This is a genomic window from Amycolatopsis mediterranei (genome assembly GCF_026017845.1).
Taxonomy (GTDB): domain Bacteria; phylum Actinomycetota; class Actinomycetes; order Mycobacteriales; family Pseudonocardiaceae; genus Amycolatopsis; species Amycolatopsis mediterranei.
The window spans coordinates 157,873-174,616 of sequence record NZ_CP100416.1 but is presented as its reverse complement, the minus strand read 5'-3'; the positions used below and the strand labels follow the sequence as shown (position 1 = coordinate 174,616).

Genomic DNA, 16,744 nt, shown 5'->3' with positions numbered 1-16,744 from the left:
CTCCTCACCCAGGTGGTGAGGAGGCAGTCATGCGCACCGTGGACCCGGGGACCGGCACCGACGCCGATCCCGACTTCGACGAGTCTCCGGCCGAGTCCGAGTCCAAACCGCCCCCGCCGGCACGCCGGTTGCTGGTGGTGTGCGCGGTGGCCGGGTTCCTGCTGGGCGGCGGCGTGCTCGGGCTCCTGTGGGGACTGTCCGGAGTGCACGCCGGCGCACTCGAAGACGCCGTCGCGGCGTGCCAGGCGCTCGACCGCGTGGGCGAGCTGCCCGACACGAGCCGGGACGCACAGCCGGCGCTGACACCCGGGCTCAGCTCGGAGCGGCTGCACCGGATGGTGGCCGCGCGCGAGCTGGCCGCGGCCGCCGCCCAGGTGAACGCCAACTACCAGCCGCTGGCCGACCAGATCGACGGCGTCAGCCGGATGGTGCTGAGCCTGCACTTCAACGACATCTCCGGCCAGCGGCACCTGACCGAGGCCAAGGAGATCTGCGGCCGGATCTGACCGGCGGCGGAGCGGGTCCGGGCTAGGCGGGGTGGACGGTCTTCACCGCGAGCTGGTTGCCCGGGATCTTCGTGCCGGCGCAGCCGGTGCCGTCGGCCGGGACGAAGTTCGACGCGGTCTCCTGCGGGAGGTAGATGCGCAGGCCCTTGACCGGCGTCGGCTGGCAGGTGCCCGGGTCGAAGTTGCGCACGTTGACGAACTGGATGTCGGCGGCCGCGGTCTGGCCGGGGTTCAGCTTGACGGCGTTGCCCTTGGTGCCTTCGCGGAAGGCGTCCTTGCCGACCTGGTGCCCGTCCGAACCGGCCACATAGGACACGCCGGGGAACCCCTGGATGGTGCAGGGCTTCCCGCCGGAGTTCGTGATGAGCAGCGGCCGGAACGTCGAGCCGGCGCCCGAATCGCCCTGGCCGAGCGAGAGCTTGACGTCCCCGGACTTGCACAGGCCGTCGTCGGCGGGCTGGGCGGCGGGCGGCGGCGCGACCGGCGTCGAGGTCGGGCTCGGCGTGGCGGTGGTGACCGTGGTGGTGGCGGTCGGCGTCGCCGAAGTCGACGGCGTCGAGCTGTTCGCCGCGTTCGTGGTGCCGCCCCCGCCGCAGGCGGAGAGCGCGAGGGCGCCCGCCGAAGCCGCGACGACCGGGAACAACCGTGAAAGCTTCATGTCCATCGCCTCCCTGGTGTGGTGCTACTGGGTAGACGTACCGGGTCGCGGGCGGGTTGGCTGCTCTCGTAAATTCCCCACCGGACGTGTTCTAAACGTGACAGGATCACACGTTCGGGGTCTTCAGAGCGGTGTGTCGACCCAGGTCAGGCAGCGCCACCGACCGTCCGGCTGCGCCACCAGCTCCACCAGACCGGTGTTCGGGATCAGGGCCGCGTTGGCGACGTCCGCGTGGACGTTCGGCGCCAGCCATTCGGCGGTCAGCCGGATCGCGCCGCCGTGGCTGACCAGGGCGATCACCCCGTCCGGATCGGCCTGCTCGTGCTTGGCGCGCAGCCGGCCGACCGCGTCCAGCATCCGGGTGCGCACGCTCGTGCCGCTCTCGCCGCCGGGCAGCGACGGCGCCAGCTCGCCGAGCGTCCAGCGCCGGACCGTGTCCATGTACGTCCGGATCGACGCGTGGTCCGTCGCCCCTTCGAGGTCACCCGCGACGACCTCGTGCACCCCGTCGACGACCTGCACGTCCACGGAGAACCGCGCCGCCAGCGGCGCCGCCGTCTGCTGGGCGCGCGTCGCCTGCGACGCGTACACCGCGACCAGCGGTTCCTCCGCCAGCCGCGCCGCGAGATCGGTCGCCTGGCGCCGGCCGAGGTCGGTCAGCGGCGGCCCGGGCAGGGCGGTGTCCAGCGCGCCGCGGACGTTCCCGTCGGTCTGCCCGTGCCGGATGAGCAGCAGCCTCACGCCTGGGCCCCCTTGCGGACGGCGTCGGCCCACGCGGCCGCTTCGAGGAAGTCGTCGTTGCCGAAGCCGGGCTCGATCGTGGTGGGGACGCCGTCGGCGCGCGGGTGCGAGCCGAGGAACCGCAGGTTGCGGCAGTGCCGGCGCAACGCCGTCAGCGCGTCGAGGACCCGGGGCTCGGCCACGTGGCCTTCGAAGTCGATGAAGAAGCGGTACTCGCCGAAGTTGCTGCGCGTCGGCCGGGCGTCGAGCCGGGTCAGGTTGATACCCCGGCTGGCCAGCTCGGTGAGCAGTTCGGCGAGCGTGCCGGTGCGGTTCGCGGCCGCGGCGACCACGGACGTGCGGTCCGCGCCCGTCGGCTCCGGCAGCTCGCCCGGTCGGCGGACCAGCAGGAACCGCGTGGCCGCGTCGGTGACGTCGGCGACCTCGGTGGCCAGCACGTCGAGTGCGTAGTGCTCGACCGCGACCGGGGCGCAGACCGCCGCGTCGAAGTCGCCCTCCAGCACGCCGACCGCGGCGGCGGAAGTCGACGACGACGCCACCGCGTTCGCGCCCGGCAGGTTCGCGTCGAGCCACTCGCGGACCTGGGCCAGCGCGTGCGGGTGGCTGGCGACGGTGCGGATCTCCGGGTTCCCGGGCCGGGTCAGCACGCTGAAGTGGATCGGCAGGATGGTCTCGGCGACGGCGACCAGCGGCGCCGACTCGCTGAGCGCGTCGAGCGTGGCGGGCACCACGCCTTCGACGGAGTTCTCGATGGGGACGCAGGCGGCGTCCGCCGCGCCCTCGCGGACGGCCGTCATCGCCTGCCTGATGGTCTCGACCGGGATCAGTTCTTCGCCGGGGGCGAGCACCCGCGCGGCCTGTTCGGTGAAGGTCCCTCGGGGGCCGAAGTATGCGATCCGTGACACAGCCCCCAGGCTACGGGGCCCGGCCGTGGCGACATTCACTCGGACAGCCGGTACGGGAACCGGTTACGCCGGGTGGCATTTTTTGCGATGCTGAGGGCGTGACCGCCGAATCGGGCACGCACGCCGGACGTGAGGGCGCCAAGCCGCAGGTCGCCCCCCGCGCACCCGAGCTGGTGCTGTGCGCCGTCGATGAACCACTCGCCGATGCCTGGACCGCCGCCGCGCAGAAGCTGGCCGGCCGGGTCCGGGTGCACCGCGGGTCGGTGCTCGACGTCGTCGCGCAGGCGGTGGTCAGCCCGGCCAACTCCTACGGCTGGATGCGTGGCGGCATCGACGCCGTCTACGCGCGGGCGTTCCCGGGCGTGGAACAGAGCGTCCGCAGCGCCGTCCTGGCGTTCCACGGCGGCGAGCTGCCGATCGGCGACGCCGTGGTGGTGCCGACCGGCGAAGCCGAACCGGCGTGGTTGATCAGCGCGCCGACCATGCGGGAGCCCGGCGAACTGCTGCCCGCCGACACCGTCCACCCCTACCTCGCCGCCCGCGCGGTGTTCCTCACCTGGCGCGACGGCCGGCTCGACCACGGGCCGGTGCGGGAGTTCGTCCACACGATCGCGATGCCGGGTCTCGGCACCGGCGTCGGCGGCGTCGCCCCCGCGACCTGCGCCCGGCAGGTCGCCGCGGCGTGGGACGAAGTCTTCGGAAATCGTGACGCTCGGTGATCAACCCCTGATGGGGCGTGGACTACGTCACAGCGCTTTAACCGGCCGCAAGCCCTACCGTTGAACACGCAGGTGAAACGCCCCGCCAGCGCAGGCGACGGAGGAGTGTGCGATGACCCGGGTCCGCGAACTCAGCCCGTATGTCGAGCTGCACCGGGAACAATGGAAAGAACTGCGGAGTTCGACTCCGCTGCCGCTGACCGCGGCCGAGCTGCTGCGGCTGCGCGGCCTCGGCGAGCAGGTCGACCTGGCCGAGGTGGCCGACGTCTACCTCCCGCTGTCCCGCCTGATCAACCTGCAGGTCGCCGCGCGCCAGCGGCTCTACGAAGCGACGACGACGTTCCTCGGTGACGATTCCCGCGGCACGAAGGTCCCGTTCGTGATCGGCATCGCCGGGAGCGTGGCGGTCGGCAAGTCGACCACCGCCCGCCTCCTGCGCACGCTGCTCGCCCGCTGGCCGGACCACCCCCGCGTCGACCTGGTCACCACCGACGGCTTCCTGTACCCGCGAGCCGAACTGATGCGGCGCGGGATCATGCACCGCAAGGGCTTCCCGGAGAGCTACGACCGCCGCGCGCTGCTGCGGTTCGTCACCGAGGTCAAGTCGGGCGCCGAGCGCGTCGCCGCGCCGGTGTACTCGCACCTGGCCTACGACATCCTGCCCGGCCAGGAGCAGGTGGTGCAGCAGCCGGACATCCTGATCGTCGAGGGCCTGAACGTGCTGCAGCCGGGGCCGCGGCTGATGGTATCCGACCTCTTCGACTTCTCGATCTACGTCGACGCGCACACCGACGACATCCAGCGCTGGTACGTCGAGCGGTTCCTCGAACTGCGGCACACGGCGTTCGCGGACCCGGCATCGCACTTCCACCACTTCGCCGGCCTGCCCGACGACGAGGCCCGCGCCGAGGCGCGGCACCTGTGGCACTCGATCAACGAACCGAACCTGATGGAGAACATCAAGCCGACCCGGCCGCGGGCGACGCTGGTGCTGCGCAAGGACTGCGACCACGCCATCAACCGGGTCCGCCTGCGCAAGCTCTGACCCGCTCGACTCATCGGGGGCTCCGGGTGGCGGAGCCCCCGGCCTGGGGCGAAGCCCAGAGGTCACAGTCACGCACCGCGTCACCCACATGCCGCGCATTCGCACACTGAGCGAGTGCGCGGCCACGAATTGTCGCGGGCTCGCGACTCTCCGCTCCGGAATCCGGCCGATCGGCCGAGGCGCGCCCGCCAGCCGTAACCGGTTGGCCGATACCCCCGGCCGCTTGTGAAAGCGACCCTGAAGAAGTCAGGAAAACAGCTCTGAGCTGGGGAGGAGGCCCACGATGTTCACGATGATCCTCACGTGGGTCGGTGCGGTGCTCGGTTTGGCCTTGCTGATCGCGATGGCCGCCGGAACGTTCGTCGTCGACTTCGACGACAAGCTGCAAGAGCGCCGTCGCAAGGCGAAGTCAGTCGAACCGGCGGGCCCCCTCCCCTAGCGATCAGAGCTCGGCCAGCGCTTCGACGTAGGCGTCTTCGTCGTATTCGAGGTTTTCCCCGTCCAGCAGGCTGTTTTCCAGCGTGTCGATCAGCTGCTCGAAGATTTCGTCTCGGTCGAGCTCGCCCTCCTGGAGGCGCTCGACGGCCGGCCAGACCTCGGCGGGCTCGTTGTCCCACAGCTGGTCGACGATCGTCGCGCGCAGGATCAGCCGCCGCTCTTCCTCGTCCTCGTCGGCCTCGGCGATGACGAGCGCGCGGCGCTGGTCGGGGTCGGTCGGGTCGAGGTCGACTTCTTCCTCGTCGATTTCCGTGGTCAGCGACGGCACGGCGAACATCCGGCGCTCCAGCGCGTCGGCCAGCTCGGTCGGCGACAGGTCGGCGGTGTCGGCGAAGTAGCGCTCCAGCGGTGAGTCGTCATCGTCGCCGTACTCGCTGAGGTAGTCGGAGACGGCCTCGTCGAGGGCGGCGATCGCGGTCTCGGTCAGGTGCGCCCGCTCGCCCGTCCACTGCACCCAGGCCAGCACGACCGGCTCGACGGCGTCCTCGTGGTCGGCGTCGAGCTCGTACTCCTCGCCGAGCAGGCCCTCGAGGAACCGCGCGATCTTTTCCGGCCCGACGCGCAGGGGGTTGCCCGGGTCGGTGCGCAGGCCGTGTTCGAGCAGCAGGCCACCGATCGCGCGGGCGGCGTCGGCGTCCTCGCCGCTCGCCGCGACGAACTGCTCGACGACGGCGGCGCGCTCGGTGTCGGACCACTCGGCCACCTCGGGCACGAGCGCGGGCTCCGGCAGCGCGCGGCACCACGTCAGCGCGACCGCGTGGAAGCGGGCGTAGTCCTCGCTGACGTCGGCCTCGTCGAGGTGGTCGGTGGCGGCGAGGCCGTCCGCGATCAGGCGGTGGGCCTCGGCGGGGTCGACCGCTTCGAAGAGGACCAGTTCCGGGTCGGCGTCGGACTGCTCCCGCATCTCGGCTATGACGTCGGCGGGCTGGTCGATCACGACGAGGTCCCGCACCCGGCCGCCCTCGGTGAAGTCGAGCAGCGCGAGCAGGCCGTACGCCTGGTCGCCGTGGGAGAAGACGCAGAGCAGGGACGACTCGTCGCCGTAGACGTCACCGGTCCGCCAGCACTCGCCTGCGGTGACCCGGCCCAGCCCGTCGGCCCACGGGGGCGCGGGGATGCCGCGGCCGAGCACGACCTGCAGCCCGGCGTCGGCGGCCTTCCGCTCGACGTCGGTCTCGGCGACGACCTTCAGCGCGGCCAGCAGCGCGGCGGCGCCCGGGGTGATCTTGCGCTGCGCGAAAGCGATGAGTTCCAGGCCGAGCGGCTCTTCGCCGTCCTCGACGGGCAGGTCGTGGAACTGGCCGAGCACCTCGGAGGCGAGCAGTTCGACGTCGGCAGGCGCGGGGTCGGCGCCCAGCGCGGAGAAGTCGTTCAGGACGTCCTTGAACAAGCCGGTCACGCTGTGGGTGACGGGCTGCGGGGCCTTCTTGCGGGCGCGACTGACCGGGCTCATGGCCTCATGGTTTCACTTCCCCCATTTCTTGCGGGGGTCCGGGTGGCGAAGCCCCCGGCCCGGGGCGCGGCCCCGGTTCAACACCGCGAGCCGGTCGCGGTGGCCCTGGCGCGGGTCCCGCCGAAGCTCGGCGGGGAGGCGCCGAGGCGGACGACGGAACTGGGCCACCGCGACGCCTGGCGCGCTCACGATGTCCCGGTGCACGTGTAACACCGGTTCACCTCGCTCAACGAGGGGTGCGCGGCGAGGTTACGGCTTTCGGCATGGCGATCCTGGCGGCCCGGATTTCCGTGATCAGCCGGGTTTTCCGCCGGTGGTTTTCCACCAGCGCGGCCAGGTAAGCGGTGAATTCGTCCGCCGTCTCGGCCCGCTTGTGCAAGGTGCGCAACAGCTTCAGCCGGCGAGCGGCCTCCTGGTAAGCCTGCGGGTCCTTGCGCTCGATGAGTTCGTCGACGTGCTCGCGGAAGACCGGGATCGTCTCGGCCGGGTGCTCGGCGGCCCGTTGTTCGGCCAGCTCGAGCTTGAGCTCCGCCGACGCCCCGAACCGGACACAGGCGCGCCAGGCTTCGTCGGGACGGCCGTCGTCGAGCAGGACCCGGACCAGCTCGTCGGCCTGCTGGACCCCTTCGGCGGCACGTTCGCGCAGGCACGCCAGCGCGTCCCGGCGCTGCACCGTCCACTTCCCGTCGGCCGTCGCGGCCTCGCGCAAGGCGGCGAACGTCTCGCGATCCGGTTTGGCGTCGAATTCCTTGCGACGGCGAGAGGTCTCGCTTTCCGGTTCGGGAGGCGACGGCTGCTTGTCGTGGGTGAGCGCGCGGGCGGCGTGCGCGATGGCCTCACTGTGCCGTCCGGCGGCCCGCAGCACCCGGACGATCTTGAGGCTGACGTCCACGCGCGGCGGCTTGGCCGACAGGATCGCCACCAGCTCGTCGACGTCGCCGAGCACCTCGGCCAGCTGCTCGCGCAGCCGTTCGGCCACGTCGCGGCGGTGGCCCGGCCCGTTCGCCGCCAGCACGTCGTCCACAGTGGACTTGATCCGCTTGAGCCCCGGCTCACCCAGCGCCGTCGCGAACTCGGCGAGGTCGATCACCGGGCGGCCGGGGCCGTCGAACTCGACCTCGAGGATCCAGTCGGCCAGCTTCTCCGGGTCCGGCGGCCGGGCGGCGCACGCGCGGGCGTACAGCTCGACGGCCCGGTCCAGCCGGTCGGCCAGGTCGCCGGCGTGGTCGCCGGACTGCTCCAGCACCTCGCTGATGTCGTCGACCGTGCGCCGGGCCAGCGGGGCGAGGTCGGCGCGGCTGCCGGCGTCGAGCATCCGCTGCAGCGTGTCGAGGACCGCGCCGATCTTGGCGGTGTACTCGACGTTCCCGTCGGTGACCGCGGTGTCCAGCAGCCGGTGCGCCGCCTCGGTGACGTCACCGGATTGGGTGGCCGCGCGCAGTTCGAGCGAGTGCCGCAGCTCGGGATCGCGCTCGGCTTGGGCGTGCAGCAGGTCCGCCAGCGTCTCCGCGTCCAAAGTGCGCAGGTAGGGGCGAAGATCCGAGGGGGGACTCACGCGCACCAGTGTGCCTGACGTCCACCACCACGCGTGTGGGCCAACCGCGTGCTCTTTTCGGAGTAATCCATCACGTTGCGTGAGCGGCTCAGCGGCGGCGCAGGTCGTCGAACACGGCTTTCAGCGGCCAGGGATCCGGGAGGCCCGGCCGTCGTGACCGTGCGTGGCGGGGTCGCGGGATGGCCGCGTGCACGGTCGGCACCATGATCGGGACGACCGGCACCGGAACCCGGGCCACCAGCCGCCGGACCACCACCATCAGCAGCCCGGCGAACAGCAGGAGCGCCGTGCCCGCCGCCAGGGCACCGGCGAGCGTGCGGCGGCCGTCGTCGAGCGTCAGCTGCACGGCGTACTGGCTCTGCTGCGTGTACAGCAGACCGAGCTGCGCGGACACCGCGTAGGAGGAACTGCGCCACGTCGGTTCGGGGACCGGAAGCGGTTCGGCGGCGGTGAACGCGTTCTCGGTGGCCGCCAGCCTGCTCCATTCGGCGCTACGGGTGAGCGAGTCGTACGCCATCCGGCCACTCTCGGTGAGTTGCGGGACGACCCGGGCCAGCTCGGTCCGGTAGGAGGCAACGGCGGAGGTGAATGATCCCCGCGTCACGTTGTCCAGCCCGGCCAGAGCGAGGGAATCGGAGCGATCCATGCCCTCGGCGACGGAAAGCAGCTCCACGGCGGTCGTCTGCTGGCAGGCGGATTCGGCGTCCGGGGCGTGGCGCGCGTAGTCGCGCAGGCCCGCGATGGCGGACTCGATCCGCTGTGTGTAAGTCGCATACGCGGCACTGCGCTGTTCGGGCACGGCCATCGCCGCGCTTCGCTCGGCCTGCAACGCGACCACCGCGCGGGCCGTGCGGTCCGCGGCCGCCGCCGTCTCCACGGCCGTGTCCCGCGTCCGAACCGCTTGGTGGATCAGGAGAATCGCGATCACGAGAGCCACGGCGACGAGCGCGCCACCGGGGATGAACGCGATGCCCAGCATGCGGCCGCGGACGGATCGCAGGTACTTCAAGACGTTCCCTTCCCAGCCTTGGTCCCCGCAAGCATCCCGACGAAGTTCAACCTATTGAGTGAGAGATTCACCGGTCAACGCCAATCCGCCATACGGCTGTTAGCGCAGGGTGACTACGCGGGGAGAATCGCGGCCGTGACTTTCGACGACGTGACCCAGCGCCTGCGCGGTTTCGCCGCGGCCCGCGCCTGGGAGCCGTACCACACCCCGAAGAACCTCGTCATGGCGCTTTCCGGTGAGGTCGGCGAGCTGACCTCGCTGTTCCAGTGGCTGACCCCCGAGGAGTCCGACGCATGGCGCGAGGATCCGGCGCTGGAGGGGAAGGTGCTGGACGAGATCGCGGACGTCACGCTGTACCTGCTGCAGCTGGCCGACCGGCTCGACGTCGACCTGGCCGCCGCGGCCCACGCGAAGATCGACCGCAACGAGGTCCGCTTCCCGCCGCCGGCCTAGCCCCAGAACACCCCGCCGGGGTTGCGGTCGATTTCGGCGAGCAGCGCGGGCGGTGTGCTGGCGACCGGCGCGTCCGGGTAGCTCAGCCACTTCCCGTTCCGGTCGGCCCACCACACCGACCAGATGCCGAACTCGTCGAACCGCAGCTGCGCGATCTTCTGCTCGCTCCAGTCGGGCCCGGCCTGCGGCGACCACGGCGCGCGGAGTTCGACGATGGTCACCGCGCGGCCGCGCGGCCGGCACTCGACGCGGATCCGGTCCTGGAGGTGCTCGGGGACGCGCTGCGCGCACCACCGTTCGATCTGCCGCAGCGCGAGCTCCGGAATTGCCGCCATGGTTCCAGTGAACCGGGTCCCGCTCGAGCCGGCCGCACGGGGGCACCGGACCGGCGACCGGCGCGGCCGACTAGCGCGGCGCGGGCTCGGCCAGCCACCACCCGCCGAGCAGGGCACCCACGCCGAAGACGGCGAGGAAGATCCCGGCGGCCAGCGGAGTTCCCGCGAACATCGCGACCACGACGATGAACATCAGCAGCAGCCCGATCCCCATCAGGACCCGCCCGCCGACGAGCTTCGGCATCCGGGCCGCCGTCGCGGCCGGTGGCGCGGGCGGCGGCTCGAAGCCGAGGGCCACCGGGGCGACGCCGACGTCGAGCAGGACCGCGCCCAGCTCGGCGGCCCGCATCAGCCGGGGCTCGTCCGCGGGCACGGACGCGTCGGCCACGAGGTGGGTGACGCTCGCGGTCAGCTTCTTGGCCAGCTGGACGCCCTCGGCGAGGACCCGGGCCCGCAGCCGGTCCGCCGCCACCGTGGTGCCGAGCACCAGCACCCGCGTCGGTTTCCCGGCCGCGGTGGGCTGCAACTCGCCGGCGTCGGCGACGCCGAGTGCGGTGGCCACCTGCCGCAGCTCGCGCGACTCCGCCGCGGTCACCACGCCGTCCCGTTCCGCGATCTCCCGCAGCGCGGTCACGAGCCGTTCGTGCGTCGCCCGCACGTGCCCTTCGGACATGCCGGCCTCGCTCGCCAACACGGCCAGGGCCGCCACCTCGTCGTGCGCGAGGTGCTGGTCGGCGACGACTCCGGCGAGCAGGTCGAGGTAGGCGTCCCCGGCCCCGCCGCCGGGGATCCGCTCGACGGCCTCGGCCATCCACCCCGGCTCGGCGGGCAACGCCTCGCCGCGGGGCAGCAGCCGGCCGTCGGCGAACCGGGGCAGGCCGGGCAGGACCGGTGGCGAGGCGAACGTCAGGCCGTACCGCCCGAACAAGCCCACCACCAGCTGGGCGACCGTCCGCGCACCGGACAACGCCGACTGCCCGGGCCGGGTGGGCACCCCGAGGGCGTGCGCCACGGTGGCCGGCCGGTAGTTCGGCAGCCGCACCACCGAACGGGCGGCCGCCTGCGTCGAAACGCCCGGCAGCACCGGCATCCGGACCCCGAGTGCCCCGATCTCGCGGTCGAGGAAGGCGCCGGCGGACGCGAGGTCGTGCGCCACGAGCACGCTGCCGGCGCACAGGTCGAGGAACGGCCCCAGCACCTCGCCGAACGACGGCGCACCGTCGAGTTCGCCGCGCGTGATGCCGTGGACGAGCGCCGGACCGGGCGGCACCCCGGGTCCGGGATCGACCAGCGTCGTCAGCTCCCCGCCGAACGAGCCGTCGGCGCTGACCCGCACCGCGGCGAGTTCGACGACGCGTCCGGAGCGCAGCCCGGTGGTCCGGATGTCCACGACGGTGAACTCGAGGCCGGCGGCGGAACAGCCGCCGGCGCCGAGCAGCGGGAGGGATTCGATCACGTCCGCAGGTCGTTTCCCGGCCGGCGCTTGTGACAGCTTTTCGGCGTGCGGCCGTGGTTCGTGACGTGATCGTGACGGCAACATTCCGCCGGATAACGACTGGTGGTCGATCACGAGCCACCGCGTAACGAGGGCGGCCGATTTCCCGAGTACACCCTCGGCACGTCGATCGAGGAACGAGGAAATCCCGCATGCAGCCGAAGAAGCGCTTTCCGAACTGGCTGAAGATCGTCCTGGCCGCCTTCACGGTCCTGTTCGTGCTCGGAGCGGTCTTCGGGAAGGCGCCCGAGCCGAAGCTCACGAGCGCCGCCGCTCCGGCGACCTCGGCACCCCGGCCGACCAGCACAACTGCGTCTCCGGCACCGACGCCGGCGGCCGTCGCCTACACCGTCGGCAGCGTGACGGACGGCGCGACCGTCGTGGTCAACGGCAGCGACGGCACCAGCAAAACGGTGCACGTCCTGGGCGTGATCGCCCCGGTCGCGAGCACCGGCTGCTACGCGGCGGAATCGCTCGCCTGGGCCACCTCGACGCTTTCCGGCAACGCGGTCAAGCTCGGCGCGGAAACTGCGCAAGGCATCGCCTTGACGCTCGCCGACGGGCAGGACTACGCGACTCTGGCGATTCAAAAGGGCTATCTCAAGTACGCGACCACCGCCGCTTTGCCCGCGCTCGCCGCCGGCGAATCCGCGGCGAAGCAAGCCGTCAGCGGGCTGTGGGGACCGCCGTGCCAAGGGACCATCGACGCGCCCGCCCCGGCCCCGGCGCCCACTCCGGCCCCGGCCCCGATCACGACTCCGAAGCCGGCCCCGGCCACCAAGGCCGCTCCCCCGCCGGCGCCCGTCGAGACCACCGAAGACGCCCCGGCGCCCGGCGTCTACTACGCGAACTGCTCGGCGGCGAAGGCCGCCCACGCGGCGCCGCTCCACCGCGGCGAACCCGGCTACCGGCCCGCGCTCGACCGCGACGGCGACGGCATCGCCTGCGAACGGTGATCTAGCCTGGGCCGATGACGACCGCCGACGAACTGCTCGGCAGGCTCGCGGGCCTGGACACGGCTGCCCTCGCGAAGGTGCTGGCCCACCGGCCGGACGTGCTGCAGGACCCGTGGCCGCGACGGCTGGACGTCGTGGCCGCCCGGCTCGCGGCCGCCGAGTCGATCGATGCCGCGCTGCTTGGCCTGCCGACGCCGCTGGTGCAGGTCATGCGGGCCGTCCAGCTGTGTTACGCGCTCGGGCAGCGGCCGGCACCCGTCGCGGAGGTCGCCCGGTTGCTCGGCACGGACGCCGGAGCCGTCGAGTCCATTGTGGACGACCTGGCCGAGCGTGCCCTGCTGTGGCCGGCCGCGGACGGCGTCGTCCTGCCGGAGCTGCTGCACCGCAACAGCTTCGCCGCCGAAGGGCTCGGCCAGCCCGTCGGCGGCCTGCTCGGCGAGCTCGGCACGAGCCGGCTGGCGAAGCTGTCGCGGGCTCTCGGGCTGCCCGACACCGAACGGAAGCCGCAGCTCCTGCTCGGGCTCGTGCAGTTCTTCCGGGACGGCGATGCCGTCCGCGACCTCTTCGCCACCGCGCCCGAGGAGACGCAGAAGCTGTTGCGGGACATGGCCGAGGGCGTTCCCGAGGTGCAGGGCCTGGCCCCCGCGGGCTGGGCGTTCGACCACGGCTTCCTGTACGGGACCTACTACGGCACGGTGGCCATGCCGATCGAGGTGTCGCTCGCGCTGCGCGGCCCGGACCACCAGCTGCCGTTCACGCCCGGGGAACCCGCGTACGCCGTGACCCACACCGGTGCCGAAGCGGCCGAAGCGGCGTCGGCGGCGGCGGCACTGCGGTTGCTCGACCGCGTGTCGGCGGTCCTCGACCTGGCCGCCGCGGAACCGTTGCCGCTGCTCAAGGACGGCTCGATCGGGACCCGGCTGGTCAAGAAGCTCGCCAAGGACACCGGGGCCACCCCGGCGGAGATCGAGCTGGCCATCGACCTCGCCGCGCAGGCCGGGCTGCTGGTGGCCGACGAGCCACCGCCGCCGCGTCGCGGGCAGAAGGCACCCGCGCCCACGCTCGCGCCGGATCCGGACCTCGCGCGCCCGGCGCCGGCGCTGTTGTACCGCTTGCTGCTGACGACCTGGTGGGACCCGGCGCCACCGGAGTTCGAGACCGACGTCGACGCGCTGATGCGGCGGCTGGTCCTGCGGCTGCTGGCGCGGCTCGCTCCCGGCGACGCGCTCGACATCGACGCGCTGATCCGGCTCGCCGAGTGGCACGCGCCGCTGCTGCCGACCGACGACATCGCCGGACACGTCCGGGACGCGCTCGGCGACGGCGAACTGCTCGGCGTCGTCGCGCACGGTGCCGTGACCGCGGCCGGACGCGCCCTGCTCGCCCCGGACAGGCTCGTCGAAGTCACCGGTGAACTGGTCTCCCGGGCCCGCACCACGGCGTTGTTCGGCACCGACCTGACGGCGATCGTGCCCGGCTCACCCGACGCCCGGCTCGCGGCGCTGCTCGACCGCGTCGCCGACCGCGAAGCGCAGGGCACCGCGACCAGCTGGCGGTTCTCCCCGGCGTCCGTGCGGCGGGCGTTCGACCAGGGCGCGACGACGGCCGGACTGCTCGACGACCTGCGGGCGATCGCCGCGGGCGACCTGCCGCAGCCGCTGGTGTACCTGGTCAACGACGTCGCGCGGAGGCACGGCGAGGCGCAGGTGTACGACGTCGCGAGCGTCGTCGTCGGCGAACCCGCCGTGCTGGCCGAGCTCGCCGCGCACCGGAAGCTCGCCAAACTCGGCCTGCGCCCGGTGGCGCCGACCGTGTTGACGTCCACTGTGGACGCCGCACGCACGCTGGAGGCGTTGCGCGACGCGGGTTACGCGCCGACCCGCCACGCCGCGGACGGCAGCATCGTGCTGCCCGCGCGTGACCAGGCCGAGCCGACGCTGGCCGTCCGCGACCCCGAACCCGGCGAGTTGCCACCCGATCCCGCCGGCCATGCCGAGCGGTTGCTGGCCGCCCCGGCGAGCGGCCCGGCCCTGCTGCGCGGGCAGCTCGCGCGGGCGATGAGCGACCGCTACGCGGGCCGGCTCACGCCGAAGCAGCAGCAGCTCTGCTGGCAGCTCGAAGCCGGGCTGCCGGTCGACATCGCGTACGGCGGCGAGCACCTGGTCATCGCCTACCCCGAGCTCGACGGCGACGTCCTGGACGTCTGGTCCCTCCGGGAGCGCACCTACCGGCGGCTCGAACTGAGCCGGATCGACCTGGCTCAGGCTTCGACGGCGGTGAGCCTCGCGTAGGCCACGACGTTGTCGAGGTAGTTGCCGCTCGCCCGGTCGAACGCCCCGCCGCAGGTGATGAGCCGCAGCTCGGGGTCCGGTGTGTCGCCGTAGACCTGGTCGGTCGGGAACGTGGCCTTCGGGTAGTGGTCGACGCGGTAGACGGTGAAGACCGCGACCCGGCCGTCCGCGCGGCCGACCTTGGCCTGCTCGCCGGGACGCAGTTCCTTCAGGCGGGAGAAGGCGCCGGGCACGTGCTTGTAGTCGACGTGCGCGGCCAGCACCGCCGGGCCGGCCTCCCCGGGCGACGGCGCGCCGGTGAACCAGCCCACCGTGGTGGCGTCGCCCGGGACTTCCAGCGCGCCCTCCGGCGTGAGGCCGAGGTCCTTGATCTCCTCGGCCCGCACGCCGATCGCCGGGATGGTCAGTGACGCCGGTTTCGCCGCGGGGAGGCCGTCGGCGGCCGTTGGCGAGGGATGCGCGAGGCTCGCGGTGCCCGCCGGGTTCGTGGCGGCCGGGCTCGGCGGGGCGATCTCCTGCGGCGCTTTCGGCGACAGGACGAGGACGAGGGCCACGGCCAGGACCACGCCGAACGCGGCGGCGACCGCCGCGACCGCCGGCCACAGGCGTGGGTGCCTCAACTCGGGCGCCGGCGCAGGTAGAGCACCATGCCGCCGGACACCGTCGCGGCGAGCAGCGTGCCGCTGAGCACGAGGAAGCCGGGGACCTCGTCGTCCGGCTCACCGCCGCCGGTGGCGACGCCGCCGGCCGGCTTGACCTTCACCTGGCCGCCGGTGGCGGGTTTCTTGGTGGTCGTCTTCGGTGCGGAATGCTTTGTGGTGGCCGGCTTCTCCGCCGTCGACGTGGTAGTGCTCGGCTGTTTCGGACGGTGCGGGAGCGTTTCGCAGGCGATGCCGTTCTTGTCGCGGTCCAGGTCGTTGGGGTCACCCGGCGTGGCGTCGAGAACTGCCTGGGCTTCCTCCTGGTACTGGAAGTTCTTGCAGTCCAGGTCGCCGACGAGGGGCGTCGCGAGCTGCGCGGAGGCGAAGGGGACGGGGCCGAGGAGAGCCAACCCGGCGACGGCGGCGGCCGTCGTCAAGGCACGACGAAACAGGGACAACGGAATTCCTTCCGAACGGAATCTGGGGCGATTGCGTGGTTACTATCGCCGCCTCGGCGGTGCCGTTACGGACTATTCCGGAATTCCGGAAATGCCAGCGTCCCACGAAGAACGGGCTGACTGGTGATTCTTCGCCGATTGCGCTTCGACCTGCGGTTTTGTGCCTCAGGAATGCCTACCGGGCGGAATGTTACGGGGTACGCGGTCACACCTTTGAGGTAATTCACGTGTGACGGTGCCGACCGGCCGCCACCGCGGGCTCCACGCACCCCGTAACCTCGGGGTATGCCGATCCAGGTACTGCTCGTCGACGACCACGAACTGGTCCGCCGCGGGCTCCGCGACCTCCTCGGCGACGAGCCCGACATCGAGGTCGTCGCCGAAGCGAGCAGCGTCGAAGAGGCCCTGGCGGTGGCGATGCACGTCGAGCCGGAGGTCGCGGTGGTCGACGTCCGCCTCGGCGACGGCGACGGCATCACGCTCTGCCGCGAGCTGCGGTCGAAGCCGAACCCACCGGCCTGCCTGATGCTCACCGCGTTCGACGACGAAGAGGCGATGGTCGGCGCGATCATGGCCGGCGCCGCGGGCTACCTGCTGAAGCAGGTGCGGGGGCAGGACGTGGTGAACGCGGTCCGCGAGGTGGCGGCCGGCCGGTCGCTGCTGGACCCGGTGAGCACCGCGCGCGTGCTGGACAAGATGCGGCACCCGCCGACGGACGAGCTGGCGACGCTCACCGAGCGCGAACGCGACGTGCTCGAGCTGATCGGCCAGGGCCTGTCGAACCGCGAGATCGCCGAGCGGTTGTTCCTCGCGGAGAAGACGGTCAAGAACTACGTCACGTCGGTGCTGGCGAAGCTCGGCATGCAGCGCCGGACGCAGGCCGCCGCCTGGATCGTGCGGCGCGAGAAGTAGCCGCTCGTCCGCAATCCGCCGTTCGCTGCAACCTTTCTCCGTCCGGTCACGGACCGCCATGTCGATCAGGCCGTTTCGGCCACAGATTCACTCGAACGTGAGTCGAATATATGT

At 72.3% G+C, this 16,744-nt stretch carries 18 protein-coding genes; 8 read left to right on the top strand and 10 right to left on the bottom strand.

Features of this window, described 5'->3' with window-relative positions; all coding sequences use genetic code 11:
- Nucleotides 1–29 precede the first annotated feature (29 nt).
- Nucleotides 30–506 carry a hypothetical protein gene (locus ISP_RS00850; protein WP_013222134.1) on the top strand — a complete coding sequence of 159 codons (477 nt, stop codon included), beginning with the start codon at nucleotides 30–32 and terminating at the stop codon, nucleotides 504–506.
- 22 nt (nucleotides 507–528) lie between these two features.
- Here ISP_RS00850 and ISP_RS00845 read toward each other — a convergent pair whose 3' ends face one another.
- The 3 genes from ISP_RS00845 to pheA form a co-directional block, all read right to left on the bottom strand.
- Entirely contained in the window at nucleotides 529–1,170 is a 642-nt protein-coding gene (locus ISP_RS00845) for a DUF4232 domain-containing protein (protein ID WP_013222133.1), read from the bottom strand.
- Between the two features lie 117 nt (nucleotides 1,171–1,287).
- Entirely contained in the window at nucleotides 1,288–1,905 is a 618-nt protein-coding gene (locus ISP_RS00840) for a histidine phosphatase family protein (RefSeq protein ID WP_013222132.1), read from the bottom strand.
- Nucleotides 1,902–2,810, bottom strand: a complete 909-nt coding sequence (gene pheA / locus ISP_RS00835; protein WP_013222131.1) for a prephenate dehydratase — start codon at nucleotides 2,808–2,810, stop codon at nucleotides 1,902–1,904. Before pheA ends, ISP_RS00840 begins: the two co-directional genes overlap by 4 nt.
- Nucleotides 2,811–2,908: 98 nt before the next feature.
- Here pheA and ISP_RS00830 point away from each other — a divergent pair, with 98 nt between their 5' ends.
- The 3 genes from ISP_RS00830 to ISP_RS00820 all read left to right on the top strand — a co-directional run bounded on the left by ISP_RS00830 (nucleotide 2,909) and on the right by ISP_RS00820 (nucleotide 5,013).
- Entirely contained in the window at nucleotides 2,909–3,529 is a 621-nt protein-coding gene (locus ISP_RS00830; RefSeq protein ID WP_013222130.1) for a macro domain-containing protein, read from the top strand.
- A gap of 112 nt (nucleotides 3,530–3,641) precedes the next feature.
- Nucleotides 3,642–4,574, top strand: coding sequence for a type I pantothenate kinase (gene coaA / locus ISP_RS00825; protein ID WP_013222129.1), 933 nt, complete (start codon nucleotides 3,642–3,644; stop codon nucleotides 4,572–4,574).
- Nucleotides 4,575–4,857: 283 nt separating this feature from the next.
- Nucleotides 4,858–5,013 (top strand): hypothetical protein, encoded by a 156-nt coding sequence (locus ISP_RS00820; RefSeq protein ID WP_014466515.1) that lies wholly within the window; start codon nucleotides 4,858–4,860, stop codon nucleotides 5,011–5,013.
- Nucleotides 5,014–5,016: 3 nt separating this feature from the next.
- On the opposite strand, the gene ISP_RS00815 is transcribed toward ISP_RS00820, so the two are convergent.
- The 3 genes from ISP_RS00815 to ISP_RS00805 all read right to left on the bottom strand — a co-directional run bounded on the left by ISP_RS00815 (nucleotide 5,017) and on the right by ISP_RS00805 (nucleotide 9,089).
- Complete coding sequence (locus ISP_RS00815) at nucleotides 5,017–6,525, bottom strand: hypothetical protein (RefSeq protein ID WP_013222128.1); 1,509 nt, start codon at nucleotides 6,523–6,525, stop codon at nucleotides 5,017–5,019.
- 226 nt (nucleotides 6,526–6,751) lie between these two features.
- On the bottom strand, nucleotides 6,752–8,080 hold the full coding sequence (locus tag ISP_RS00810; RefSeq protein WP_338000726.1) for a DUF6880 family protein: 1,329 nt from the start codon (nucleotides 8,078–8,080) through the stop codon (nucleotides 6,752–6,754).
- Nucleotides 8,081–8,168: 88 nt separating this feature from the next.
- Complete coding sequence (locus tag ISP_RS00805) at nucleotides 8,169–9,089, bottom strand: nitrate- and nitrite sensing domain-containing protein (protein ID WP_013222126.1); 921 nt, start codon at nucleotides 9,087–9,089, stop codon at nucleotides 8,169–8,171.
- Nucleotides 9,090–9,224: 135 nt separating this feature from the next.
- Between ISP_RS00805 and ISP_RS00800 the strand changes: the two genes are divergently transcribed.
- Nucleotides 9,225–9,542: a nucleotide pyrophosphohydrolase gene (locus tag ISP_RS00800; RefSeq protein WP_013222125.1), complete on the top strand. Its 318-nt coding sequence runs from the start codon at nucleotides 9,225–9,227 to the stop codon at nucleotides 9,540–9,542.
- On the opposite strand, the gene ISP_RS00795 is transcribed toward ISP_RS00800, so the two are convergent.
- Both ISP_RS00795 and ISP_RS00790 read right to left on the bottom strand, forming a co-directional pair.
- Nucleotides 9,539–9,877 (bottom strand): DUF3024 domain-containing protein, encoded by a 339-nt coding sequence (locus ISP_RS00795; protein ID WP_013222124.1) that lies wholly within the window; start codon nucleotides 9,875–9,877, stop codon nucleotides 9,539–9,541. The genes ISP_RS00800 and ISP_RS00795 overlap by 4 nt on opposite strands.
- Nucleotides 9,878–9,947: 70 nt before the next feature.
- Entirely contained in the window at nucleotides 9,948–11,333 is a 1,386-nt protein-coding gene (locus tag ISP_RS00790; RefSeq protein WP_265049894.1) for a 3'-5' exonuclease, read from the bottom strand.
- A gap of 191 nt (nucleotides 11,334–11,524) precedes the next feature.
- On the opposite strand from ISP_RS00790, the gene ISP_RS00785 reads away from it, so the two are divergent.
- Nucleotides 11,525–12,328: a thermonuclease family protein gene (locus ISP_RS00785; RefSeq protein WP_013222122.1), complete on the top strand. Its 804-nt coding sequence runs from the start codon at nucleotides 11,525–11,527 to the stop codon at nucleotides 12,326–12,328.
- Between the two features lie 14 nt (nucleotides 12,329–12,342).
- Nucleotides 12,343–14,619, top strand: coding sequence for a helicase-associated domain-containing protein (locus tag ISP_RS00780; RefSeq protein WP_013222121.1), 2,277 nt, complete (start codon nucleotides 12,343–12,345; stop codon nucleotides 14,617–14,619).
- Here ISP_RS00780 and ISP_RS00775 read toward each other — a convergent pair.
- Entirely contained in the window at nucleotides 14,589–15,239 is a 651-nt protein-coding gene (locus tag ISP_RS00775; RefSeq protein ID WP_013222120.1) for a class F sortase, read from the bottom strand. The two genes, ISP_RS00780 and ISP_RS00775, sit on opposite strands and share 31 nt — an antisense overlap.
- Entirely contained in the window at nucleotides 15,236–15,718 is a 483-nt protein-coding gene (locus ISP_RS00770) for an excalibur calcium-binding domain-containing protein (RefSeq protein WP_013222119.1), read from the bottom strand. The genes ISP_RS00775 and ISP_RS00770 overlap by 4 nt, the downstream gene beginning before the upstream one ends.
- A 285-nt stretch (nucleotides 15,719–16,003) precedes the next feature.
- Here ISP_RS00770 and ISP_RS00765 point away from each other — a divergent pair, with 285 nt between their 5' ends.
- Nucleotides 16,004–16,630, top strand: a complete 627-nt coding sequence (locus tag ISP_RS00765) for a response regulator (protein WP_013222118.1) — start codon at nucleotides 16,004–16,006, stop codon at nucleotides 16,628–16,630.
- The last annotated feature ends 114 nt before the right edge of the window (nucleotides 16,631–16,744 follow it).